Raw genomic sequence first — 24,070 nt, 5'->3', positions numbered from 1 at the left:
GGAGGCCGAGGGGCCGGAGGGGGCCGACAGCTGATCTGTCCGGGCGGCCCCCTCGGACCGGGCGGCCCGCCCGGGCCGCCTAGAAGTCGTCGGCGCCGTTGCGCAGCTCGGTGGTCCAGTAGCCCGTGGCCCACTTCTGCGGGTTGACGGAGAGGCCCTCGGAGGCGGGGGACCGCACGACCGCCATGCCGCCGCCGTTGGCCTTCAGCGTGACCGTGAACTCCTTCACCGTCTCGGTGCTCTCCTTCCGGCCGCCCTCGGACATGCGCACCGCGACATGGGCCGACTGGCCGGGCTCCAGGATCACCGGGGCCTCCGGCTTGCTCTTGGCGACGGGCGGGACGATGCCCCGCACGTTGTCCAGGAAGTGGATGTGCGGGTACTCCTTCATCTCGCAGCCGGCGCCGGAGGTGTTCTTCGCGCTCAGCGTGAGGTGGGTGTACGGCGGGCCGTCCTGGCGCTCGGCGGTGATCGTCAGACCCTTCGCCGTGCAGAGGGGGGTGGAGGCCTTGGGGGCGGAGGCCTTGTCGGACGTGCCGCCGGTGGTTCCGGAGCCGTCGGAGCTCTTGGTGGTGCCCGCGGCCCGCGCGGTACCGGTGCCGCCGCCGGTGGAGCCCGTGGTGCCGGACTCCGCCGCGTCGTCGCCGGTCTTCCCGGACTCGGCGGCCGACGCGGCGACGGTCGCGGAGTCGCTGGTCGCCGGGCCCTCCGACCGGGTTCCGGTGCCGTCGTCACCGCAGGCGGTGAGCGTGAGAGCGAGAGCGGCCGTGGTCGCGGCGGCCAGGACGGTGGTGCGGTCGCGGAAGGTGCGCATGGAGATTCCCCCGAGGTGATGGTGAGGCGGACGCCCGGTCAAGACGCCCGCCCGTGAGCGGCTTACGGGAACGACTCTGCCCGCCGCCGCTCACGTATCGCTGCTGTCCCGCTGACGTCCTGCTGACGTCGGGCCCCTGGAGCCGGAGCTCCGCTCAGCTCTCCTCGGCGAGCCGTCGCAGCGCCTCGTCGTGCCGCCGCCGGAACTCCGCCCGCGCGGACACCCGCAGCAGCGCCTCCAGGGCCCGTACGGCCCCCTCGTCGTAGCCGTCCCGCTCCGCCTCCTGTGCGGCCCGGTCCAGCAGCCGTACGCCGTCCTCCTCGTCGCCCAGCGCCAGTCGGGCCTCGCCGCAGACGGCCAGCAGCAGGGAGCGGCGCGCCGCCTCCTCGTGCTCGGGTCCCAGATCGAGCGCGGCCCGGGCGCAGGAGAGGGCCTCCTCGGGGCGGTGCGCGGTGAGGTGCATCCGGGCGAGGTGCTGGAGCGCGAGCGTCTCCGTGTGCCGGTCGCCCTCCCGGCGGGCCAGCTCGACGGCGCGTGCGCAGTTCTCCAGCGCGGTGGGGAGTTCGCCCAGTTCGGCCTGGACGACCGCCAGGTTGATCAGCGCGGTCGCCTCGCCCAGCGGGTCGTCGGCCTCCCGGGCGAGCGCGGGCGAGCGCTCCAGCAGCGCGGCGGCCTCGGCGGTGCGGCCCTCCTCCGTCAGCACCCAGCCCAGCAGGGTGAGCACCCTCGACTCCGCGTACGCGTCCTTCTCCGCGCGTGCCGACTCCAGGGCCAGTTCCAGCAGCGGGGACCAGCTGTCCCGCGCCCGCCACACCATCTGCGGCCACTGGAGCAGAATGATCCGCCAGGCCCGGTCGTCGAACCCGGCCTTCCGGGCCGCGAGGGCGGTCAGCGCCAGGTCCTCGCGCTCGGTGGCCAGCCAGCGCATCGCCTCCGCACGGTCGGCGAAGTCCTGTACGGCGCGGGGCCGGCGGTAGTCGTCCGGGAGCACGAAACAGGGTTCCCCGCCGGGCTCCGCCGTGTCGGCGGCGGCCAGGGCGGTGGCGATGCAGTGGTCGAGCACCCCGATCAGGGCCTCGCGCGCGGACGCCGGGTCCAGGCTCCGGGCGTAGAGGCGCACCAGGTCGTGCAGGACCCAGCGCCCGGGGGCGGTCTCGGTGACGAGGTGGGCGGCGGCCAGTCGCTCCAGCGCCGCCCGCGCGGTGACCGGGTCCGTCCCCGCGAGCGCGGCCGCCGCGTACGGGTCGTAATGGCCGCCCGGGTGGTGGCCGAGCCGCGCGAGCTGGTGGACGGCCCCGGGCGGCAGGTGCTGGACGGTGAGCCGTAGCGCGGCGGCGACCCCGGTGTCGTCCACGTCGAGATAGGCCAGCCGCCCGCGCTCGTCGGCCAGTTCTCCGGCGAGCGTGGCCAGTGTCCAGCCGGGGCGCCCCGCCAGGCGGGCCGCGGTGACGCGCAGGGCGAGGGGCAGTCCGCCGCACAGCTCGGAGAGACGGCGGGCCGCCACCGGTTCGGCGAGGACCCGCTCCTCCCCCAGCACTCCGGCGAGCAGCGCCGTGCCGTCGTCGGTCTCCAGGGTGTCGAGCGGGACCGGCCGGGCGGCGTCCGAGGCGATGAGCCCCTCCAGCCGGTGGCGGCTGGTGACCAGCGTGACGCAGTCGGCGCCGCCCGGCAGCAGGGCCCTGACGGTGGCGGAGTCGCGCGCGTTGTCCAGGACCACCAGCAACCCCCGCCGGGCGGTCAGCGAGCGGAACAGGGCGGCGGCGGCGGGCACGGACTCCGGAACGCGGCGCGGGGAGACGCCGAGCGCGAGCAGGAACTCCCGCAGCACGTCGATGAGCGCGGGCTCCCCGGCCGTGCTGAACCCGCGCAGATCGGCGAAGAGCCGCCCGTCCGGGAAGAGCGCGGGGTTGCGGTGCGCCCACTGGAGGGCCAGCGCGGTCTTGCCGACCCCGGCAGGACCGGTGACCAGACAGACGGGCGCCTCGCCCGCCGCCGACCGGCTGAGCGCGGCGAGTTCGGCGGCGCGCCCGTGGAAGCCGCGGGGCGCGCGCGGCAGCAGATCGACGGGGTGCGGTTCGCCGACCGGCGGCCCCCCGGCGGTCCGGCCCCCGTTCCCGGGCGGTCCGGCGGCAGGGGAGGGCCCGGCGGCGGGAGCGGGACCGGCGGCCTCCGACGGAGCGGTGCCCGTGGGCGGCCCCGGGGCGCCGCGCAGGATCAGCGCGTAGGCGTCGGCGAGCTCGTGCCCCGGGTCGATGCCCAGCTCGTCGGCGAGGAGCCGCCTCGTACGGTGGAAACGGTCCAACGCCTCCGACTGGCGCCCCGCCCGGAACAGCGCCAGCATCAGCTCCGCGGCCAGCGATTCGCGCAGCGGATGCGCCGCCGTCTCCGCCGTCAACAGGGCGGCGGCCCGGTGGTGCTCCCCGAGCGCCCCGTACGCGCGGGACAGGTGCTCGACCGTCGCCAGCCGTGATTCCTCCAGGGAATGCGCGGCCACCCGGAGCGGCGGACCGGCGAACGCCCCGCTGAGCGCGGGGCCCTGCCACAGGGACAGGGCCTCCTTGAGCATCAGCACGGCGTCGGCGGGGCCGCGCTGTTCCCGTGCCAGCGTCAGCAGTTCCTCGAACCGCTGCGAGTCCAGCAGCGTCTCCGGTGCCCGCAGCACGTACGCGTCGCCGAGGGTGGCCAGCTCCACTCCGTACGCCTCCGCTTCCGCGCCCGCCAGCAGGGCGCGCAGCCGGGAGACATGCCCCTGGATGACGCCACGGGCCTGGGACGGCGGCTCGTCGTCCCAGAGGCATTCCGTCAACCGCCCGATGGACACGGGCGTGTTGGCGGACAGCAGCAGAGCGGCGAGCAGACTGCGCCGTTTGGCCGGCCCCAGCGGCAGGGGCCCGGTGAGCGTTTCGACGGAGACCGTGCCGAGCAGCCGGAACTCCACGGGCGGCTCCCCTTCCGGGCGTGACGCGCCCACGGTGGGGGCACGGGGTCCGCCCCAGAATATCGGGGATTCCGCAGGTCCCCGCGCAGATCCGACCGACCCGGTGACGGCTTTCGGCCGTCTCCGCGGGCCGGTCGTCGCACGGGCCGCCAGCGGCAGTGCGCGCCGGTCGTCGCACGGGCCTCAGCGGCAGTGCGGGCCGACCGCCGGCCGGGCCGTCAGCGGTAGCGCTGTTCGTCGTCCGATACGACGGTGGTGGTGGTGGGCGGCACGACCATACGGCGCCGCCGCGCGATGCTCATGTAGACGAAGACCCCCACGAGGCCGACGAGCATCATGATCCAGCCGACCAGGTCGACGTTGACGGTGTCCATCTGCCAGTCGGTGGCGAACGCCAGGATCGCGCCCGCGCCGATCAGCAGAATGCATCCTCCGAGTCCCATGAATCACGCCTCCTCGACCGCCCGGTGAGTCCGGGCCGGTGTACGGGTCGCGTACCCGGCCCGGCAACAAGCATGTGTGCGAAGGCGTTTGGGCGGGCGGGTCAGCCCGCGAGGAACGAGGTGAGCGCGTTCGCCAGCAGATACGGGTCGTCGGCGCCGCACAGCTCACGCGCGCTGTGCATCGAGAGGATCGCCACGCCGATGTCCACGGTCTGGATGCCGTGCCGGGCCGCGGTGATCGGCCCGATCGTGGTGCCGCAGGGCATCGCGTTGTTGGAGACGAAGCTCTGCCACGGCACGCCCGCCTTCTCGCAGGCCGCGGCGAACACCGCACGGCCGCTGCCGTCGGTGGCGTACCGCATGTTGACGTTGACCTTGAGGATCGGCCCGCCGTTGGCGACCGGGTGGTGCGTCGGGTCGTGCCGCTCCGCGTAGTTGGGGTGCACGGCGTGGCCGGTGTCGGAGGAGAGGCAGACCGTGCCGGCGAAGGCGCGGGCGCGGTCCTCGTACGTGCCGCCGCGTGCGAACACCGAGCGCTCCAGCACCGAGCCCAGCAGGGGCCCGTCGGCCCCGGTGTCGGACTGGGAGCCGTTCTCCTCGTGGTCGAAGGCGGCGAGCACGGGGATGTACGGGATGTCGGCGTCGTCCTGCCCGGCGACGGCGGCCAGGGCGGCGGTCGCCGCGTGCACCGAGAGGAGGTTGTCCATCCGGGGCCCGGCCACCAGCTCCCGGTCCCGGCCCAGGTAGGAGGGCGGCTCGATGGCGTGCGGCATCAGGTCCCAGCCGGTGACGTCCTCCGCGTCGACACCCGCCTCCTCGGCGACGAAACGGATCAGGTCGCCCTCCTCGACCTCGCCGAGCCCCCAGATCGGCTGCATGTGCTTCTGCCGGTCGAGCTTGAGCCCCTCGGTGTTGGCCGACCGGTCCAGGTGCACGGCCAGCTGCGGCACCCGCAGCAGCGCCCGGTCGATGTTGACCAGCCGGTGAGTGCCGTCCCGCAGGGAGATCCGCCCGGCCAGGCCGAGGTCGCGGTCGAGCCAGGTGTTCAGCAGGGTGCCGCCGTAGACCTCGACGGCGATCTGGCGCCAGCCGTGCGCCCCGGTGTCGGGCAGCGGCTTCACCCGCAGGTTCGGGGAGTCGGTGTGCGCCCCGGCGATCCGGAACGGGGTGTGTGCCTCGGCGCCCTCCGGCACGTACCAGGCGACGATCGCCCCGCCCCGCAGCACGTACTTCCCGCCGGCCGACGCGTCCCAGGCGGCGGTCTCCTCGACCTGCCGGAAGCCGGCCTCCTCCAGCAGCGAGGCGGCGTTCGCCACGGCGTGGTACGGGGACGGGCTGGCCGCCAGGAAGGACATCAGGTCGTCGGTGTGCGCGCGGTCGAACCGGAGGGGAGAACTCATGTTCTTCACTGTAACGAGGACCCGGGGTCCGGTATCCGGTGACCGGGGAGATCGATGGCCCTACAGCTCGTCGATCGCGGTCAGGTCGGTGTCGATGTCGTACGGGGCGGAGAGCTTGAGCCCAGGCTCCCGTCGATCAGCTCTGTGTGCGGCGGGAGGCCAAGCGTGAAGAATTTGTCCACGGTGTAGCCGTCCGCAGGCGGGACCGGCCACTTGGAGCCGTCCGGCTGACGGTGCAGCGATTCGGGCAATGCCTCGGCGGTCATGGTTCCTCCCATGGACGGGACTCCGGACCGTGCACTCAGCGTACCCAGCCGATACGACAGAGCCGCCACCCGAACGAAGTCCGGGCGGCGGCACGTATGGACGAAACGAGCGGGCGAACGCGGTCCTAGAACGCGGCCTCGTCCAGCTCCATCAGCGAGTTGTCGATCGACTCGGCGAGCGCGCGCTCGGTCGAGACGCCCGGCAGGACGTTCGCGGCGAAGAACTTCGCGGCGGCGATCTTGCCCTGGTAGAAGGGGACGTCCTTGGCGGAGGCGGTCGGCAGCTTCTCGGCTGCCACGGCCGCGCCCTTGAGCAGCAGGTAGCCGACGACGACGTCGCCGGAGGCCATCAGCAGGCGGGTCGTGTTGAGACCCACCTTGTAGATGTTCTTGACGTCCTCCCCGGTCGCGGTGAGGTCGGTGATCATCGTGCCGACGATCGCCTCCAGGTCCACGGCGGCCTTGGCGAGCGAGTCCAGCGCCGGGGCCAGCTCCTCGTTGCCGTGGGCGCCCGCGAGGAACTTCTTGATCTCCTCGGAGAGCGTGTTGAGCGAGGCGCCCTGGTCGCGGACGATCTTCCGGAAGAAGAAGTCCTGGCCCTGGATCGCCGTGGTGCCCTCGTAGAGGGTGTCGATCTTGGCGTCCCGGATGTACTGCTCGACCGGGTACTCCTGGAGGTAACCGGAGCCGCCGAACGTCTGGAGCGACTGCGCGAGCTGCTCGTAGGACTTCTCGGAACCGTAGCCCTTCACGATCGGCAGCAGCAGGTCGTTGAGACCGTTGAGCGCCTTGGCGTCCTCGCCCGCGGCCTCCTGCTCCTGGATCGCGTCCTGGACGGAGGCCGTGTACAGCACGAGGGAGCGCATGCCCTCGGCGTACGCCTTCTGCGTCATGAGCGAGCGGCGCACGTCGGGGTGGTGCGTGATGGTGACCTTGGGCGCCGTCTTGTCCATGAAGTTCGCCAGGTCCGGACCCTGGACGCGCTCCTTGGCGTACTCCAGCGCGTTCAGGTAGCCCGCGGAGAGGGCGGCGATGGCCTTCGTGCCGACCATCATGCGGGCGAACTCGATGATGCGGAACATCTGGCGGATGCCGTCGTGCTTGTCGCCGATCAGCCAGCCCTTGGCGGGGTGCTGGTCGCCGAAGGTCATCTCGCAGGTGTTGGAGGCCTTGAGGCCCATCTTGTGCTCGACGTTCGTCGCGTAGACGCCGTTGCGCTCGCCCAGCTCGCCGGTGGTCCAGTCGAAGTGGAACTTCGGGACCATGAAGAGCGAGAGGCCCTTGGTGCCGGGTCCGGCGCCCTCGGGGCGGGCCAGCACGTAGTGGAGGATGTTCTCGGACATGTCGTGCTCGCCCGAGGTGATGAAGCGCTTGACACCCTCGATGTGCCAGGAGCCGTCCTCCTGCCGCACGGCCTTCGTCCGGCCGGCGCCGACGTCGGAGCCGGCGTCCGGCTCGGTCAGCACCATCGTCGAGCCCCACTGCTTCTCGACGGCGATCTCCGCGATCTTCTTCTGCTCGTCGTTGCCCTCGTCGAAGAGGATGCCGGCGAACGCCGGGCCGGAGGAGTACATCCACACGGCCGGGTTCGAGCCGAGCAGCAGCTCCGCGTAGCCCCAGATCAGGGAGCGGGGCGAGGTGGTGCCGCCGATCTCCTCGGGGAGGCCCAGGCGCCAGTACTCGGAGTCCATGAAGGCCTGGTACGACTTCTTGAAGCTCGCCGGGACCGGAGCGGTCTTCGTCTCCGGGTCGAATACCGGCGGGTTGCGGTCGGCGTCCGCGTAGGAATCGGCCAGCTCGTTCTCCGCGAGGCGCGCGACCTCGTCCAGGATGCTCTTCGCGGTGTCGACGTCCATCTCACCGAACGGACCGGTGCCGTACACCTTGTCGCGCCCGAGGACCTCGAAGAGGTTGAACTCGATGTCGCGGAGATTCGACTTGTAGTGCCCCATGGGAAGGCTCCGTAATCAATAGCAGTGGCGCACAGCGCCCCGGGGAGTGATGCGGGTCGGGCGGCAGGCAGGCGTAGGTCCGTCAGCTGACCTCTACGATGATGCTACCCGTCAGTAATAAGGCGCAACCCCTCAAGCCGTAGATGTGTCCGATTACTCTTTGCAGCATGTACGGCTACGACCAGAACCCTGGTGCTCAGCAGCAGATGGGTCAGATGGGCCAGATGGGTCAGATGGGCGGCGGCTACGGGGAGCAGCCGCTGTATCCCGAACCGTCGCCGCCCTCCCTGGCCGACGCGGTACGGGCCTTCACCACCGGCTCCCTCTCCGCCGAGGACTTCCAGCAGATCTTCGCCACGTCGAAGGTCTACTGCCCGCGCGGCGACAATCCGGGCTTCCTCGCGCTGCACAACACGCAGCAGCCGGTGATCCCCATGTTCACCACGCTGAAGGAGCTGCGGCTGTACGCGGGCAAGGAGTCCAAGTACTTCGTGATCACCGGGGCCGAGGTGATCGACCTGCTGCCGACGGGGTACGGCTTCGTCCTGGACATGGAGGGTGATCACCGGATGGTCTTCGACGCCAAGGCCGTCGAGCAGATGGTCGACTTCGCGATGCGCCGCATGTACGGGTAGGCGCGTACGGGCGGGGGCGGCCTCCAGGTGGGTCGCCGGCCTGCTGTTTCTTTGTTCGGAAGCGGGTCCGTGCCGAAAGCGGCGCGGGCCTTTTTCGCTGTCGGGGCCCCGGGCGGGCCCCTCGGCGTGGCCGCCCGGGAATGCGTGACGCCTTGCAAGATGTTCATTGTTCAACTAAATTGATCGCAGAACACTCGCCCGGAGGTGGCTTCCATGCCCGCAGTGACCGTCGACAACCCGCTGACCCTGCCCAAGGTGACCGCTTCGGGTGACGCCCTGGCCCGTCCCGTCCTCACCGTCACGACCGCGCCGAGCGGATTCGAGGGCGAGGGCTTCCCCGTCCGCCGTGCGTTCGCGGGCATCAACTACCGGCACCTCGACCCGTTCATCATGATGGACCAGATGGGTGAGGTGGAGTACGCCGCCGGTGAGCCGAAGGGCACCCCCTGGCACCCGCACCGCGGCTTCGAGACGGTCACGTACCTGATCGACGGGAGCTTCATCCACCAGGACTCCAACGGTGGCGGCGGCACCATCGAGAACGGCGACACCCAGTGGATGACCGCCGGATCGGGCCTGCTGCACATCGAGGCCCCGCCGGAGTCGCTCGTCATGTCCGGCGGGCTCTTCCACGGCCTCCAGCTCTGGGTGAACCTGCCCAAGGCCGGCAAGATGATGGCCCCGCGCTACCAGGACATCCGCGGCGGTGAGGTCCAGCTTCTCGCCTCCCCCGACGGCGGTGCGCTGCTCCGGGTCATCGCCGGTGAGCTCGACGGCCACGAGGGCCCCGGCATCACCCACACCCCGATCACGATGATCCACGCCACCGCCCGGCCCGGCGCCGAGGTGACGCTGCCGTGGCGCGAGGACTTCAACGGCCTCGCCTACGTCCTGGCCGGGCGCGGCACGGTCGGCGCGGAGCGCCGCCCCGTGGCGATGGGCCAGACCGCGGTGTTCGGAGCCGGCGGCTCGCTGACCGTCCGCGCGGACGAGCGGCAGGACGGCAACACCCCGGACCTGGAGGTCGTCCTCCTCGGCGGCCGTCCGATCCGGGAGCCGATGGCGCACTACGGGCCCTTCGTGATGAACAGTCAGGCCGAGCTGAAGCAGGCCTTCGAGGACTTCCAGGCCGGCCGCCTGGGCACGGTCCCCGCGGTCCACGGCATGTGACACCTCCCGGCCGCTTCCGTCAGGTGACTCCCCGTCACCCGTACGGGGGCGGCGGACGGGCCGGCCGCCCTGCCCCGTGATCGGGTGGGAGGGTGCCCGCACCCAAGCCCCTCCTTCCCGAGAGCGCCCGCCGCGCGGCCGCCTGGTGCGGTGTCGTCCTGCTCGTCGTGGGCGTCGCCGCCGTCGCGATCTGGCTGGTCGTCGTCCTCAAGACCGCGGTCACCCCGGTGCTGCTCGCGCTGCTCGGTACCGCGCTGCTCGGCCCCGTCCACCGGTGGCTCATCGCCCGCAGGCTCAACCGGTCGCTGGCCGCGGGGCTGACCTGTGCGGCCCTCGTCGCGGTGGTCGGGGGCGCCGGGTACATCGTCGTCACCGCTCTCGTCGACTCCGGCGCCCAGATCGTCGACTCGCTGAAGGACGCCGGCCAGTGGGTCGTGGACCATCTCGACATCGCGGGGGCCACGGACGTCGACGACCTGGCCGACAACGCGAAGAACCTGGTCGAGAAGTTCGGGGCGAGCGCTGCGGGCGGTCTGCTCAGCGGCATCAGCCTGGTCGGTTCGCTGGTGGCGACCAGCGTGCTGGCCCTCCTGCTGACCTTCTTCTTCCTGCGCGATTCGGACCGGGCGGTGAACCTGGCCCACTCGGTGGCCCCGCGTGGCACCGGGGACCTGGTCGAGGCCATGGGGCGCCGGGCGTTCGAGGCCGTCGAGGGCTTCATGCGCGGCACCACGTTCATCGCCCTGATCGACGCCGTGTGCATCACGGTGGGCCTGCTGATCCTGGACGTTCCCGGGGCGGTGGGGCTCGGCGCGCTGGTGTTCGTCGGCGCGTACATCCCGTACCTCGGGGCGTTCCTCTCCGGCGCTGTGGCGGTGCTGGTCGCGCTGGCCGACCGGGGGTTCGTGATCGCCCTGTGGGCCCTGGGGGTGGTTCTCGCCGTCCAGGTGCTGGAGGGCCATGTGCTCCAGCCGATGATCCAGAGCCGTACGGTCCAGATGCACCCGGCCATGGTCATGATCGCGCTGACGGCGGGCGCGAGCGTGGCGGGCCTGCTCGGCATGCTGCTGGCCGTGCCGCTGTGCGCGGCGGCCTTCGGGGTCCTGGGGGAGCTGCGCGGGGGGTACGGGCCACCCGGCACCAGGCCGGGTCCGGGAGGCCCGGACGGTGGCCCTTCGGGCAGCCACCCGAGCCCGTCCGGCGTCTGAGGACGGAACCGTTACGGAGGTGAGCCCGAGCGCTCCGGAGGCCAGGGCCCAGGGGGTCGGGCCCAGGGGCCCAAGCAGGGCAGGGCCGTGGGGGCCGGTGCGCCGGGCTCAGGAGGCCGCGGCCTCCGCCGGCTCGCCCGGGCCGGGCGCCTCGTACAGCTCGAACCAGATCGACTTCCCCTCTCCGCGCGGATCCACCCCCCACGCGTCCGCCAGCATCTCCATCAGCATCAGCCCCCGCCCGCTGGACGCCATCTCGCCCGGTCGCCTCTTGTGCGGCAGTTCGTCGCTGGCGTCGGCGACCTCGACGCGCAGCCGTCGCTTCCCCCGCTCGCCGGAGATCTCCGCCACCATCAGCGCGTCCCCGTCGGTGTGGACGAGCACGTTGGTGGCCATCTCGGAGACCATCAGGACCGCCGAGTCGACCTGCTCGGGATCGCCCCAGTCGTGGAGCAGTTCGCGCACGAGATGCCGGCCGACCGAGATCCGCTCGGGCTCGGCCTGCGCGATGGTCATGACGCTGCGGCGCGGCGGCGTCTCCCGGGCGGAGACGCTCTCGCGCCGCAGCACCAGGACCGCGATGTCGTCCTCCCGCCGGTCCGCGAGCGGCCCCGTCGTGTAGTGCGAAATCGGCCCGTGCACGGCCTGGACCAGGGCGTCGGCCAGCTGTTCCAGGTCCTCGGCGGGCTCCTCCAGGACCGGGCGCAGCCGGTCCCAGCCGGTGGCCATGTCGTGCCCGCCGGTCTCGATGAGACCGTCCGTGCAGAACATGATCGTCTCGCCGGACTCCAGGACCACCCGGGTGGTGGGGTAGTCGGAGTCCGTCTCGATCCCCAGCGGCAGCCCGCCGGCCGTCTGCCGGATCACCGCGGTCCCGTCGGCGCTGATCACCACCGGGTCGGGGTGGCCCGCGCGGGCGATGTCCAGGGTCCCGGCCTCCGGGTCCACCTCCGCGTACAGGCAGGTCGCGAAGCGCGGCGTCGCCGGCTCCTCGACGCTCTCGTACGCGTCGGTGAGCCCGGACAGGAAGCGCGAGGCCCGGGCGAGCACGGCGTCCGGGCGGTGCCCCTCGGAGGCGTAGGCGCGCAGCGCGATGCGGAGCTGGCCCATCAGCCCGGCGGCCCGCACGTCATGGCCCTGGACGTCGCCGATGACCAGGGCGATGCGGCCGTTGGGCAGCGGGATCATGTCGTACCAGTCGCCGCCCACCTGGAGCCCGCCGCCGGTCGGCACGTACCGCGCGGCCACCGTCATGCCGGGGATCCGCGGTCCCAGGGTCGGCATCATCGAGCGCTGGAGCCCGAGCGACAGCTCGCGTTCCGTCTCGGCCACCCCGGCGCGGGCCAGGGCCTGGGCGAGCATGCGGGCGACCGTCGAGAGCACCGCGCGCTCGTCCGGGGAGAACGCCACCGGATGCCGGAACCCCGCCATCCAGGCGCCCATCGTGCGGCCGGATGACACCAGGGGCAGAAAGGCCCAGGACTGCCGTCCGAAGCGCCGGGCGAGCGGCCAGGTGGCCGGGTAGCGGCGACGGTACTCGTCGGGGGAGGGGAGATAGATCGCCCGGCCCGTGCGGACGACCTCGGCGGCCGGGTAGTCCGTCTCCAGGGGCATGTCGGTGAACGGTTCCTCGTCCTCCGAGCTGTGCCCGTGGTGCCCGATGATCGTCAGCCGCTCCCCGGCGGAGCCGAAGACCGCGAGGCCGTCCGGGGTGAAGCCGGGCATGGAGAGCGAACCGGCGACCCGCAGCACCTCCGCGGTGGACCGGGCCTCGGCCAGCGCCCGCCCGGCGTCCAGCAGAAACGCCTCCCGGGACCGGCGCCAGTCCCCGGTGATCGGTGTGTGGGCGGCGTCGGCGGAGCCGGGCTGCGGCTCGGCGACCTCCTGGAGCGTGCCGAAGAGGACGTAACTGTCGACGTCCCGGTCCGGCGGCACGACCGGCTTGGAGCGGCTGCGCACGGTACGGAGCACCCGGCCGCGCTCGTCCACGATGCGCAGCCGCGCCTCGGCGAGAGTGCCCTCGGCGACCGCAAGGTTCACCACCGCGTAGATCTCGTTCCAGTCGACCGGGTGGAAGCGGGAGCGCACCGTGGACTCCCGGTAGTCGCCTGGCTCGGCGGGCAGCCCGAGCAGCCGGGCCGCCTCCGCGTCGAGCGTGACCGTGCCGGCTGCGTTGTCCCAGCGCCACAGGCCCGTCGCGATCGCGGCCAGGACTTCCTCGGTGCGCATTGCCCCACTTTAGGAAGATGTGCTCGGCGGACGCCACCGAGGGTCCGCCACCTGCCCCGGGGAGCGGTGGGGCCGCGGCGTAAAGGGAAATGAAGCGTCCCGGTCCCGGGCGGTAGCCTGGGGAGGCTCAATCCACTCCCAGGGGCCCTGATCCGCCGGGCACCCCCGAACCGCGAAGACTGGATGAACGACGATGCATCGGTACAGGTCCCACACCTGCGGCGAGCTCCGCGCCTCTGACGTCGGCACCGACGTCCGGCTGAGCGGCTGGCTGCACAATCGCCGAGACCTGGGTGGCATCCTCTTCATCGATCTGCGCGACCACTACGGTCTGGTGCAGCTCGTCGCCCGCCCCGGCACCCCCGGCAACGAGGCCCTGGCGAAGCTCACCAAGGAGACCGTCGTCCGGATCGACGGCAAGGTCTCCGCACGCGGAGCCGACAACGTCAACCCGGAGCTGCCGACCGGCGAGATCGAGATCGAGGTCACCGAGGTCGAGGTGCTCGGCGAGGCCGGCCCGCTGCCCTTCACGATCAACACCGAGGACGGCGTCAACGAGGAGCGGCGCCTGGAGTACCGCTTCCTCGACCTGCGCCGCGAGCGCATGCACCGCAACATCATGCTGCGCTCGGCCGTGATCGCCTCCATCCGCTCCAAGATGGTGGCCCTCGGCTTCAACGAGATGGCGACCCCGATCCTCACCGCGACCTCCCCCGAGGGCGCCCGTGACTTCGTCGTCCCGTCCCGGCTGAACCCCGGCAAGTTCTACGCGCTGCCGCAGGCCCCGCAGCAGTTCAAGCAGCTGCTGATGATCTCGGGCTTCGACCGCTACTTCCAGATCGCGCCCTGCTTCCGCGACGAGGACGCCCGCGCGGACCGCTCCCCGGGCGAGTTCTACCAGCTCGACGTCGAGATGTCCTTCGTGGAGCAGGAGGACGTCTTCCAGCCGATCGAGAAGCTGATGACCGAGCTCTTCACCGAGTTCGGCAACGGCCGTGAGGTCACCTCGCCGTTCCCGCGCATCCCGTTCCGCGAGTCGATGCTGAAGTACGGCAACGACAAGCCGGACCTGCGCGCCAAGCTGGAGCTCGTCGACATCTCGGACGTCTTCGCCGACTCCGGGTTCAAGGCGTTCGCCGGCAAGCACGTCCGCGCGCTGCCGGTCCCGGACACCGCGGGCCAGTCCCGGAAGTTCTTCGACGGCCTCGGCGAGTACGCCGTCGAGCACGGCGCCAAGGGCCTGGCCTGGGTGCGCGTGGGCGAGGACGGGGCGCTGGCCGGACCGATCGCCAAGTTCCTCACCGAGACCGACGTCAAGACGCTCACCGAGCGCCTCTCGCTGGTCCCGGGCCACGCCGTCTTCTTCGGCGCGGGGGAGTTCGACGAGGTCTCCAAGATCATGTCGGCGGTCCGGGTCGAGGCCGCCAAGCGCGCGGGCCACTTCGAGGAGGGCGTCTTCCGGTTCTGCTGGATCGTCGACTTCCCGATGTACGAGAAGGACGAGGAGACCGGGAAGATCGACTTCTCGCACAACCCCTTCTCGATGCCCCAGGGCGGCCTCGCCGACCTGGAGGAGAAGGACCCGCTGGACATCCTGGCCTGGCAGTACGACATCGTCTGCAACGGCATCGAGCTGTCCTCGGGTGCCATCCGTAACCACGAGCCCGAACTGATGCTCAAGGCCTTCGAGATCGCCGGTTACGACCGCGAGACCGTCGAGCACGAGTTCGCGGGCATGCTCCGCGCGTTCCGTCTCGGCGCCCCGCCGCACGGTGGCATCGCCCCGGGCGTCGACCGCATCGTGATGCTCCTCGCCGACGAGCCCAACATCCGCGAGACGATCGCCTTCCCGCTCAACGGCAACGCCCAGGACCTGATGATGGGCGCCCCGACCGAGCTGGACGAGACCCGCCTGCGCGAGCTGAACATCCAGCTGCGCAAGCCGGTCGCCGCGAAGGGCGCGGGCACGTCGGAGAAGCCCACGGAGAAGTAGCCCGCACGGCCCCGCTCCACGGATGTTTCACGTGAAACAGCCCCCGATCACCTGATCGGGGGCTGTTTCGCTGCAGAAGGCGGAGTGCTGGTGACCGCAGGGCTACGCGGTCAGGGCGACGCGGTACAGCCGGATGGCCCCGGTTCGGGTTCGGCAGGGCCGGGCCCGGCAAGGACTGGCACCGAGACACCCCTCTCACACCCCCTTGCCGCGTCGCGCCGTCCGCCAGCCGAGGAGCCCGCCACCGTGTCCGTCCCGCGCCGCCCGCCCGCCCTGCTCGCCGCACCGCTCCTCGTCCTGGCCCTGCTGCTCACCGGCTGCGCTTCCGGAGCCCCTCCCGCGAAGGCTCCCGCAGGAGCTCCGGGGCAGGGCGCCGCGGGTCCGGAATCCGACGCCGCCTCCGTACGCCGGGCATCGCCCGGCCCGGAGTCCACGCCGGAGTCCACGCCGAGCCCCGCCGAGATCCCCGGTCTGGGACCGGAGACCCTGGCCCAGGTCCCCGCCGAGGCACGGCAGGTGTTCGTCGTGACCGGAGAGGAGGCCGACTCCCACCGGGCCGACGCGGTCCTGTACAGCCGAGAGGGGCCGGCGAAGAGCTGGCAGCCGGTCCTGGGGCCCTGGCCGGCGCACAACGGCATGGAGGGCTGGACGGACCACCATGTGGCGGGCGACCTGAGATCCCCCACGGGCGTCTACGCGCTCACCGACGCGGGCGGTCGGCTCCCCGACCCGGGAGCGCTGCTGCCGTACGACGAGCACCCCCGGTTCTCGGTGGACGGCGAGGGCTTCCTCGGAGAGCCGCTGGAGGGCTCCTTCGACTACGTCGTCGCGATCAACTACAACCGCACGGCGGGCGTCAGTCCCCTGGACCGCACTCGCCCGCTCGGCCTCGAACGCGGCGGCGGCATCTGGATCCACGTCGACCACGGCGGCCCCACCCAGGGCTGCGTCTCCCTCCCGGAGGAGCGTATGGAGGAGCTGCTGCGCACGCTGGACCCGGCGATGAACCCGGTGATCGTGATGGGGGACGCGGCGAGGCTGGGGCGGTGAGCCACCGATCGGGCGTACGGGCGGGGGCCCTTGCCCGTGCGCTGAGGACGTTCCCCGGTACAGGTGGCCCGGTGGCCCGGTGCAGGAGGAGGTCGTTGTGAGCGTGGTCGAGGACCGCGTCCTGACGCAGGACGTCTTCGAAGAGCCGGCCCGTAGCCCGACGGCGTGCGTTACGAGCAGGTCGTGACAGTTCCGTACGGCAAGACCGTCGCCCTCCCCGACCCGGTCGGGATCGAGCCGGACACCGAGCCGCTCAAGAACTGGACGCGCTGACCCGAAGCCGGAACGCGAGGAGCCCGGGACCGCTGTTCACGGTCCCGGGCTCCTCGTGCGTACGAACGCGCTACGCCGGCTTCTCCTCCAGGCGCGGGAACAGCACCGCGCCCTTCGTCACCGTCGCGCCTGCGGGCAGTACGCCCCAGGCGCCCGCGTCCTGGACCCTCTGGTCGGCCAGCGCGCCCAGGGGCTCCTCGGCGCCCAGGGACTCCCAGAGCCTCTGCGAGGTCTCCGGCATCACCGGGTTGAGGAGGACCGCGACCCCGCGCAGGGACTCGGCGGCCGTGTACAGAATGGTCGCCAGGCGGGCCTGGCCCTCCGGGCTGGTGTCCTTGGCCACCTTCCACGGCTCCTGCTCCGTGATGTAGCCGTTGACCTGCTTCACGAAGTCGAAGACCGCCAGGATGCCGGACTGGAAGTCCAGCTCCTCACCGATCTTCCGGTCGGCGGTCGCCACGGCCTTCGCCAGGCCCTCCCGCACGGCCCGCTCGGCGTCACCGGCGGCCGTCGCCTCCGGCAGCGCACCGCCGAAGTACTTGCCGACCATCGCAGCGACCCGCGAGGCGAGGTTGCCGTAGTCGTTGGCCAGCTCGGAGGTGTAGCGGGCGGTGAAGTCCTCCCACGAGAACGACCCGTCGCTGCCGTACGCGATGGCCCGCAGGAAGTACCAGCGGTACGCGTCCACACCGAAGTGCGAGGTCAGGTCCTGCGGCTTGATGCCGGTCAGGTTGGACTTGGACATCTTCTCGCCGCCGACCATCAGCCAGCCGTTGGCCACGACCTTGCCGGGCAGCGGCAGACCCTGTGCCATCAGCATCGCGGGCCAGATCACCGAGTGGAAGCGGAGGATGTCCTTGCCGATCAGGTGCACGTTCGCCGGGAACGTACCGTCGAACTTCTCCTGGTTCGCGCCGTAGCCCACGGCGGTCGCGTAGTTGAGCAGCGCGTCGACCCACACGTAGATGACGTGCTTGTCGTCCCACGGCACCGGGACGCCCCAGTCGAACGTCGAGCGCGAGATGGACAGGTCCTGGAGCCCCTGCTCGACGAAGTTCACCACCTCGTTGCGCGCCGACTCGGGCTGGATGAAACCGGGGTTCGCCGCGTAGAACTCCAGCAGCTTCGGGCCGTACTCGCTCAGCTTGAAGAAGTAGTTCTCCTCCTTGAGGAGCTCCACCGGCTTCTTGTGGATCGGGCAGAGCTTCTGCCCGGCGAACTCGCCCTCGCCGTCGATCAGATCGCCGGGGAGCTTGTACTCCTCGCAGCCCACGCAGTAAGGGCCCTCGTACCCGCCCTTGTAGATCTCGTCCTTGTCGTACAGGTCCTGCACGAACTCCTGCACACGGTCGGTGTGCCGCTTCTCCGTCGTCCGGATGAAGTCGTCGTTCGCGATGTTCAGATGCTCCCAGAGGGGCTTCCACGCCTCCTCGACGAGCTTGTCGCACCAGGCCTGCGGCGTGACGTCGTTCGCCTCGGCCGTGCGCATGATCTTCTGACCGTGCTCGTCCGTGCCGGTGAGGTACCACACCTTCTCGCCGCGCTGGCGGTGCCAGCGCGTGAGCACGTCGCCTGCGACGGTCGTGTAGGCGTGGCCCAGGTGAGGAGCGTCGTTGACGTAGTAGATGGGGGTCGAGACGTAGTACGCCTTCGCCCCCTGCTTCTCGGATCCAGTGGCCGCCATGGTCGAAATCCTAACGGCCAGATCAAGATCCACTCACATCGATAGAACGCGGACCCCGTGCGGGCGGAGCGGCGGCCTCCGGGGGAGAGCTTCGCGAATTTGGCGGAGAGCTTTGCGAAACATCCGTTCCCGTAATGGTTCCCGTAGGAAAGTCGCATCCTGGGAGGGAGCGGACAAGCGTGCACGAGGCAGGGGACATCACCATGCGGGTACTGGTCGCCGAGGACGAGGAGATCCTCGCGGAGCTGGTCGCCACCGGACTGCGCCGGGCCGGCTTCGCGGTCGACACGGTGTACAGCGGGGACGCGGCTCTCGCCTACCTCGGCCTGCACGACTACGACGTCGTGGTGCTCGACCGCGACCTCCCCCGGGTGCACGGCGACGACGTGGCCCGCCGGCTGGTCGCCTCCGGCTCCCGCACCCGGATCCTGATGCTCACCGCCTCCGGCACCATGGAGGACCGGGTCGCCGGGCTCGACCTGGGGGCCGACGACTACGTGGCCAAGCCCTTCGAGTTCCCCGAGCTGGTCTCCCGGGTGCGCGCCCTGCGCCGCCGCAGCGCCAGACCCGTACCGCCCCAGCTGGAGCGCCACGGCATCCGGCTCGACACCGTGCGGCGTTCCGCGCTTCGTGACGGCCGGGATCTGGACCTCTCGCCGAAGGAGTTCACCGTGCTGCAACTGCTCCTGGAGGCCGACGGCGGCACAGTCAGCGCGGAGGAGCTGCTGGAGCGGGCCTGGGACGCCAACGCCGACCCGTTCACGGGCGCCGTGCGGGTCTGTATGAGCAAGCTCCGCGCCAAGCTCGGCGAGCCCGCGCTGATCCGCACCGTGCAGGGCGTCGGGTACGCCCTGTGAGGCGGCCGTCCCTGCGGCGGCTGGTGGACGCCTCGAAGCTGCCGCACTCGACGATCCGGACCCGGATCGCCCTCGTGTACGGCGGTGTCTTCCTGGTGCTCGGCACCGCGCTGCTGGCCACCGTCAACCTGGCTTCCCGTGCGGGTACGGAGACCGAGGCGCGCTCCATCGCCTCGTCCGCCGCCGTCGCCCAGCCCGGCTACGCGGTGAACGGTCCGCTGATCTCCCGGCGGCACCTGGGGCCGCCCACCGTGTACGACCTCACCGACAACGTCAGCAACGCGGCGGGGCAGCAGCTCCTGTACTGGTCGATCGCCGCCCTGCTCGTGATGACGGGCTGCGCGGTCGCGGTGGGCTGGTGGACCGCCGGGCGGGTGTTGCGGCCCATCCACGACATGACCGAGAAGGCCCGTCGGCTCTCCGCGCACACCCTGCACGAGCGCATGGCGCCCACCGGGCCCGACGACGAGCTCAAGGAACTGGGCGAGACGCTGGACGCCCTGCTGGCCCGGCTGGAGAAAGCGTTCGACAGTCAGCAGAGATTCATCGCGAACGCCTCGCACGAGCTGAGGACCCCGCTGGCCACCCAGCGCGCCGCGATCCAGATCGGCCTGGACGATCCGTCCCCCGAGGACCTCGTACGCACCCGGCAGACCCTGCTGGACACCAACCGGCGCAGCGAGCGGCTCATCGAAGGGCTGCTCGTGCTGGCCCGCAGCGAACGGGGACTGGCCGCGGACGAGCGTGAGGCGGTCCGGCTCGACCACGTGGTCAGGGAAGAGGCGGCCCGCCGTCCGGCGGTCCGGGGCGCGGGCGGCGGTCCGGAGGGCCGGGGGGCGGAGGGCGGAGGACGGGAGGGCCCGAGCGGCGGGCCGACCGTGAACGTGGTGGTGGCCGCCTGCTCCGTGCGCGGCAACCGGCTGCTGCTCGCCCAGTTGGTGGCGAACCTGCTGGCCAACGCGGTCACGTACAACGTGCCGGGCGGCTCGGTGGAGGTCTCGCTGACCGGGGAGGGGGCCCTGCTGGTGCGCAATACCGGCCCAATGGTCTCGGAGGCCGATATCGCGGGGTTCTTCGAGCCGTTCCGGCGGGGCGAGGGCCGCGACCGGATGGGCCCGGGATCGGGCCTCGGTCTCTCGATCGTCCGGTCGATCGCGGTGGCCCACGGCGGTACGGTCACGGCGGTACCGGGCCCGGAGGGCGGCGGTCTCGCCGTGACCGTACGGCTGCCGGTCGATCAGGCCTCGGAGCCGCCCGCGCGCGCGGCGGTCCAGGCCGGCAGCCCCGCGAGGATCTCGCGGTAGAGCTCGGCGTCCGCGACCTCACGGGGCGCGGGGCCCGCGTGGAAGAAGCCGGTGTTCGGGGCGTCGAGCTTCCGCAGGAAGTCGAAGCCCTTCGCGTCCTGCTCGCCGAAGGCGACGAACTGGAAGAACAGCGGCAGCCGCGCGGCCTCCTCGAGGGCCTGCCGGGCGGCCTGCTTGGCATCCGGCGGGCCGTCCGTCTGGAAGATCACGAGAGCCGGACCGGTGGCCTCCGTCTTCTCGTAGTGCGCGACGATCGCCTCGACCGCACGTTCGTAATGCGTCCGTCCCAGGCGGCCGAGGCCCGCGTGCAACTCGTCGACGCGGCCCTCGTGACCGGAGAGCTCGATGGCGCCGGTGCCGTCGATGTCCGTCGAGAAGAAGACGACCGGCACGGTGGCGTCCTCGTCCAGGTGCGCGGCGAGCGCGAGCGTCCGGTCGCCCAGGTGCTGGGCGCTGCCGTCCTTGTAGAACGGCCGCATCGAGCCGGAGCGGTCGAGTACCAGGTAGACGCGGGCGCGGAGCCCGGTCAGCCCGTGCGCCTTGAGCGCTGTCTGCGCCGCCTTGTAGGGGGCGACGAGCTGCGGAGCATGCGACTTGACCCGGGCGAGCGTGGTGGCGGGCTTGCCGGGGGCGGCCTCCGGGGCGGCGGCGACCGGCTCGGGGGTGGCGACGACGGGTTCGGGGGTGGTGGCGACGGGCTCCGGCGTGGCAGGGGCCTTCGGGGTCTCTTCGGCGGTCGGCGTCTCTGTGGCCTCCGGCGTCTCTGCGGCTGCCGGAGCCGCTGAGGCCTCGGGAGCCTCGGAGGCCTGGGGTGCCTCAGGGGTGGCCCGAGGTGCCTCGGGGGCGGTCTCAGGGGCCTTGGCCTCCGCCGCTTCGGGGGTGACTTCCGCTTCTGCTGCCGCTTCTGCCTCCGCTGCCGCTTCTGCCTCTGTCTCCGCTGCCGGTTCCGGCTTGGCCTGCGGCTCCGGTGCGGGCTCCGGGGCTTCGTCGAAGTCGAGGTCGATCGTGATCGGCTCGGGCGTCGAACCGGGCTCCTCGGCCGTGACGGGCTCCTCGGGCTTGACGGGCTCCTCGGCGGCGACCGGTGCCTCGGGCTTATCCGCCTTCTCCGCCTTCGGAGCGTCCTCCGGGGCCGACTTCTGCGCGGGGACGATCGGCGACGTCGGCGCGGCGGCCGCCTTGTCGAAGGCCTCCGCCACCAGGTCGGCGGCCGGCGAGTCGTCACGCTCCGTGGAGTCGGAGGCGGGGGAAGCCGTGGACGCGGTGGACGGCGTCTGCGTGGAGGACGCGGAGGACGCGGAGGACGCGGATGACGAGGTGGGGGCCGGGATCGACGCCTTCGGCTCCGCCGCGGGCTCGGCCGCCGAAGTGGTCTCCGGCTCCGTCTCCTTGGGCTGAACGCGCTCGGCCTGGGGCGGGACGGTGGCCGTGGTCGGCTCGTCCTGCTCCGTGCGGCCGAACACCTTACGCAGCAAGCTCCGAATGCCCATGGGCGAGGCCTTTCGCATGAGTTGGGTGCGGTGAATGTCCGACCTGGGTGAATTCATCCCTGGCCAGGACGGATACGTAAGGTTAGCGGCCGGATCCGGCCGTTCGCCGGTGCGGCCCACCCCTGCGTCAACCGAGCCGAAACCGTTCCCGGACCGAGTCCACGACGGTGTCCGGCAACGGCCCCCAAGGAAACAGCGGTGGCCCGGACTTCACCCGCCGTTCACCGGGAGTCCCTCGGACCGCGTGGAGGCACACATACCGTCACGCACGACACCAGACGGAGGGAATCCACGTGCGCAACCTGCTGCCGTTCATCAGCTCGCATCCCGGTGGGCGTTCCGCGCTGACCTGCCGCTTCCGCTGCGGGGACGCCTGCTTCAAGGAGACGCCCAACAACAGCGACAACGAGTACGCCGGCGACATCATCGCCGGTGCCGTGTCGCGCCGCTCGATGATGCGCGCCGCCGCCGTGGTCACCGTCGCCACCGCCGCCGGCACCGCGGCGCTGACCGGCCCGAACGCCCCGCAGGCCGAAGCCGCCGCGCTTGCCGGGCACGGGCACAAACGGGGCCACCCCCACAAGCCGGCCCCGTCCGGTGCGCGTGGCCTGCGGTTCTCGCCGGTCGCGCCCAACAAGGACGACAAGGTCACCATCCCCGAGGGGTACGCCCAGAACGTGGTGATCCGCTGGGGCGAGCCGATCCTGCGCGGCGCGCCCGCCTTCGACCCGGACAAGCAGACGGCGAAGGCCCAGGCCGGTCAGTTCGGCTACAACAACGACTTCCTCTCCCTGCTCCCGCTGCGCGGCGAGCGCGGCCGGCAGGTCATGGTCGCGAACCATGAGTACACGGACGAGATCCTCATGTTCCGCGGTTACGATCCGGCCAACCCGACCCGTGAGCAGGTGGAGATCGCCTGGGCGGCGCACGGACTCTCCGTGGTCGTCGTCCAGGAGGAGCACCGCACCGGCAGGCTGGGGCCGGTCAACCGGCACCCGTTGAACCGCCGTCTGACCGCGACCAGCGAGTTCCGCATGACGGGCCCGGCCGCGGGCAGCGCCCTGCTGCGCACCTCGGCGGACCGGTCCGGCCGCAAGGTGCTCGGCACCCTCAACAACTGCGCGGGCGGCACCACTCCGTGGGGCACCACGCTGCACGGCGAGGAGAACTTCAACCAGTACTTCGCCAACGGCACCACCGACATGCACAAGCGGTACGGGATCGGCACGGGCGCCACCGAGCGCAAATGGGAGCGGTTCGACCGCCGGTTCGACCTGGCGAAGGAGCCCAACGAGGCCAACCGCTTCGGCTGGGTCGTCGAACTCGACCCGTACGACCCGGACTCCACCCCGCGCAAGCGGACCGCGCTGGGCCGGTTCAAGCACGAGGCGGCAGAGCCCCGGCTCACCTCCGACGGCCGTCCGGTCGTCTACATGGGCGACGACGAGAAGTTCGACTACCTCTACAAGTTCGTCTCCAGCAAGCGGATGAAGAAGGGCAACTCGCGGGCGGCCCGCGAGCACAACCTGACGCTGCTGGACGAGGGCACCCTGTACGTCGCCAAGCTGAGCGGCGACTCGCCGGTCACCGAGATCGACGGCACCGGAAAGCTCCCCAGCGACGGGGAGTTCGACGGCAGCGGCGTCTGGATCCCGCTGGCCACCGGCACCACGTCGCACGTGCCCGGCATGACCGCCGACGAGGTGTACGTCTACACGCGCCTCGCCGGTGACAAGGTTGGCGCGACCAAGATGGACCGCCCCGAGGACGTCGAGCCCTCGCCGCGTACCGGCCGGGTGTACGTGGCGCTCACCAACAACACGGACCGTGGCAAGGCGGGCAAGGCCGGTGCGGACGAGGCCAACCCGCGCAACAACAACAAGCACGGGCAGATCCTGGAGCTCGCGGAGAACTGGGACGACCCGGCGGGTGACGGGTTCGCCTGGCGGCTGTTCCTCGTGGCGGGCGACCCGGACGACCCGTCGACGTACTTCGCCGGCTTCCCCAAGGAGAACGTCAGCCCCATCTCCTGCCCGGACAACGTGGCGTTCGACGACCACGGCAACCTGTGGATCTCCACGGACGGCAACAAGCTCGACTCGCACGACGGCCTGTTCGGCGTGGCGACCCAGGGTGACCGGCGTGGCGAGCTGAAGCAGTTCCTGACCGTCCCGGCCGGGGCCGAGACCTGCGGTCCGGTCATCCAGGACCGCCGGGTCCTGGTCGCGGTCCAGCACCCGGGCGAGATCGACGGGGCTTCCGTCGAGAAGCCGGCGAGCGTCTGGCCCGACGGCCCGGGCAAGATCGTCCGCCCCTCGGTCGTCGCCGTCTGGCGCAAGGACGGGCGCGACATCGGCGTGTGAG

16 protein-coding genes and 2 pseudogenes are annotated in these 24,070 nt (G+C 71.6%); 9 read left to right on the top strand and 9 right to left on the bottom strand.

The features are described 5' to 3' along the window. Window positions 1–79: 79 nt before the first annotated feature. From ACH4RG_RS00260 to ACH4RG_RS00235, 6 genes and pseudogenes are all read right to left on the bottom strand, one after another. Window positions 80–814, bottom strand: coding sequence for a DUF4232 domain-containing protein (locus ACH4RG_RS00260; protein WP_398538859.1), 735 nt, complete (start codon window positions 812–814; stop codon window positions 80–82). Between the two features lie 154 nt (window positions 815–968). Then, window positions 969–3,752, bottom strand: a complete 2,784-nt coding sequence (locus tag ACH4RG_RS00255) for a BTAD domain-containing putative transcriptional regulator (protein WP_397929486.1) — start codon at window positions 3,750–3,752, stop codon at window positions 969–971. Window positions 3,753–3,970: 218 nt separating this feature from the next. Then, entirely contained in the window at window positions 3,971–4,195 is a 225-nt protein-coding gene (locus tag ACH4RG_RS00250) for a DUF6458 family protein (protein ID WP_018957233.1), read from the bottom strand. Between the two features lie 101 nt (window positions 4,196–4,296). After that, window positions 4,297–5,595, bottom strand: coding sequence for a M18 family aminopeptidase (locus tag ACH4RG_RS00245; RefSeq protein ID WP_397918965.1), 1,299 nt, complete (start codon window positions 5,593–5,595; stop codon window positions 4,297–4,299). Between the two features lie 101 nt (window positions 5,596–5,696). Further along, window positions 5,697–5,873 (bottom strand): annotated as a pseudogene (locus ACH4RG_RS00240) (Uma2 family endonuclease); the annotation flags it as partial. Between the two features lie 113 nt (window positions 5,874–5,986). After that, window positions 5,987–7,813, bottom strand: coding sequence for an acyl-CoA dehydrogenase (locus ACH4RG_RS00235; protein ID WP_397918967.1), 1,827 nt, complete (start codon window positions 7,811–7,813; stop codon window positions 5,987–5,989). A 167-nt stretch (window positions 7,814–7,980) separates the two neighbouring features. Between ACH4RG_RS00235 and ACH4RG_RS00230 the strand changes: the two genes are divergently transcribed. The 3 genes from ACH4RG_RS00230 (at window position 7,981) to ACH4RG_RS00220 (ending at window position 10,826) form a co-directional block, all read left to right on the top strand. Then, window positions 7,981–8,448 (top strand): SseB family protein, encoded by a 468-nt coding sequence (locus tag ACH4RG_RS00230; RefSeq protein ID WP_007447855.1) that lies wholly within the window; start codon window positions 7,981–7,983, stop codon window positions 8,446–8,448. Between the two features lie 213 nt (window positions 8,449–8,661). Further along, window positions 8,662–9,618, top strand: coding sequence for a pirin family protein (locus tag ACH4RG_RS00225; protein WP_398538858.1), 957 nt, complete (start codon window positions 8,662–8,664; stop codon window positions 9,616–9,618). A gap of 92 nt (window positions 9,619–9,710) precedes the next feature. Then, window positions 9,711–10,826 (top strand): AI-2E family transporter, encoded by a 1,116-nt coding sequence (locus ACH4RG_RS00220; protein WP_398162217.1) that lies wholly within the window; start codon window positions 9,711–9,713, stop codon window positions 10,824–10,826. Between the two features lie 108 nt (window positions 10,827–10,934). On the opposite strand, the gene ACH4RG_RS00215 is transcribed toward ACH4RG_RS00220, so the two are convergent. Next, window positions 10,935–13,055, bottom strand: a complete 2,121-nt coding sequence (locus ACH4RG_RS00215; RefSeq protein ID WP_398538857.1) for a SpoIIE family protein phosphatase — start codon at window positions 13,053–13,055, stop codon at window positions 10,935–10,937. Between the two features lie 193 nt (window positions 13,056–13,248). Here ACH4RG_RS00215 and aspS point away from each other — a divergent pair, with 193 nt between their 5' ends. From aspS to ACH4RG_RS00200, 3 genes and pseudogenes are all read left to right on the top strand, one after another. Next, complete coding sequence (gene aspS, locus ACH4RG_RS00210) at window positions 13,249–15,048, top strand: aspartate--tRNA ligase (RefSeq protein ID WP_397918975.1); 1,800 nt, start codon at window positions 13,249–13,251, stop codon at window positions 15,046–15,048. Window positions 15,049–15,294: 246 nt separating this feature from the next. Continuing rightward, window positions 15,295–16,098, top strand: a complete 804-nt coding sequence (locus ACH4RG_RS00205; RefSeq protein WP_397918977.1) for a L,D-transpeptidase family protein — start codon at window positions 15,295–15,297, stop codon at window positions 16,096–16,098. Between the two features lie 156 nt (window positions 16,099–16,254). Then, window positions 16,255–16,371, top strand: a pseudogene (locus tag ACH4RG_RS00200) (Uma2 family endonuclease); the annotation flags it as partial. 70 nt (window positions 16,372–16,441) lie between these two features. Here the strand turns inward: ACH4RG_RS00200 and metG are convergent. Next, window positions 16,442–18,055: a methionine--tRNA ligase gene (metG, locus tag ACH4RG_RS00195; protein WP_397918979.1), complete on the bottom strand. Its 1,614-nt coding sequence runs from the start codon at window positions 18,053–18,055 to the stop codon at window positions 16,442–16,444. Window positions 18,056–18,258: 203 nt separating this feature from the next. On the opposite strand from metG, the gene ACH4RG_RS00190 reads away from it, so the two are divergent. Both ACH4RG_RS00190 and ACH4RG_RS00185 read left to right on the top strand, forming a co-directional pair. After that, entirely contained in the window at window positions 18,259–18,912 is a 654-nt protein-coding gene (locus tag ACH4RG_RS00190; protein WP_032752670.1) for a response regulator transcription factor, read from the top strand. Continuing rightward, a complete protein-coding gene (locus ACH4RG_RS00185; RefSeq protein WP_398538856.1) occupies window positions 18,909–20,216 on the top strand; it encodes a sensor histidine kinase in 1,308 nt (435 codons plus the stop codon). Before ACH4RG_RS00190 ends, ACH4RG_RS00185 begins: the two co-directional genes overlap by 4 nt. Here ACH4RG_RS00185 and ACH4RG_RS00180 read toward each other — a convergent pair. After that, on the bottom strand, window positions 20,150–21,706 hold the full coding sequence (locus ACH4RG_RS00180; RefSeq protein WP_398538855.1) for a VWA domain-containing protein: 1,557 nt from the start codon (window positions 21,704–21,706) through the stop codon (window positions 20,150–20,152). The genes ACH4RG_RS00185 and ACH4RG_RS00180 overlap by 67 nt on opposite strands. A gap of 293 nt (window positions 21,707–21,999) precedes the next feature. Here ACH4RG_RS00180 and ACH4RG_RS00175 point away from each other — a divergent pair, with 293 nt between their 5' ends. After that, window positions 22,000–24,069: a PhoX family protein gene (locus tag ACH4RG_RS00175; RefSeq protein ID WP_398538854.1), complete on the top strand. Its 2,070-nt coding sequence runs from the start codon at window positions 22,000–22,002 to the stop codon at window positions 24,067–24,069. Window position 24,070 lies beyond the last annotated feature (1 nt).

Origin of the sequence: Streptomyces sp. NPDC021019, assembly GCF_044333295.1 — a bacterium.
Lineage (GTDB): Bacteria > Actinomycetota > Actinomycetes > Streptomycetales > Streptomycetaceae > Streptomyces.
This window is presented reverse-complemented; position numbering and strand designations above follow the sequence as displayed.